The following is a 617-nucleotide window of genomic DNA, read 5'->3' as shown; positions in this document are numbered from 1 at the left end:
AATGAAAACATCACTAAAACTAAAAATGCATTAGAACAAGATGCTAAAGCAGTAGAACAATCAGTAGAAACTGCTAAAGAAATAGAAGGTGGTAATCTAACAGCAAGAATAACAGCAATTCCTGCTAATCCTCAATTAATAGAATTAAAAAATGTATTAAATGATATGCTAAATGTATTAGAACAAAAGGTTGGTTCTAATATGAATGAAATTAATAGAGTATTTGATAGCTATAAAGCATTAGACTTTACCACTGAAGTTAAAAATGCTAAAGGCGGGGTTGAAGTAACAGCTAATGCTTTAGGCCAAGAAATAGTAGCTATGTTAAGACAATCATCTGAATTTGCTTCTTTATTAGCAGATGAGAGTGGTAAATTACAAAGTGCTGTTAAGAACTTAACAGATTCTTCATCAAGCCAAGCTTCTTCTTTAGAAGAAACAGCAGCAGCATTAGAAGAAATTACTTCTTCTATGCAAAATGTATCGCATAAAACTAGTGAAGTAATTGCTCAAAGTGAAGAGATTAAAAATGTTACTTCTATAATAGGAGATATTGCAGATCAAATTAACTTGCTTGCATTAAATGCAGCTATTGAAGCAGCACGTGCTGGTGAACA

At 31.8% G+C, this 617-nt stretch carries 1 protein-coding gene; it reads left to right on the top strand.

All coding sequences use genetic code 11. The annotated features are described in order from the left end of the window. Positions 1-617: methyl-accepting chemotaxis protein (locus CAMP18497_RS08225; RefSeq protein WP_337213757.1), on the top strand; the 617-nt coding region annotated here is incomplete at both ends.

Source organism: Campylobacter sp. W0066.1, assembly GCF_024723635.1.
GTDB classification, from domain to species: Bacteria; Campylobacterota; Campylobacteria; order Campylobacterales; family Campylobacteraceae; genus Campylobacter_D; species Campylobacter_D lari_C.
Note: the sequence above shows the minus strand (reverse complement) of the source record. Positions and strands in the feature narration are given on the sequence as shown.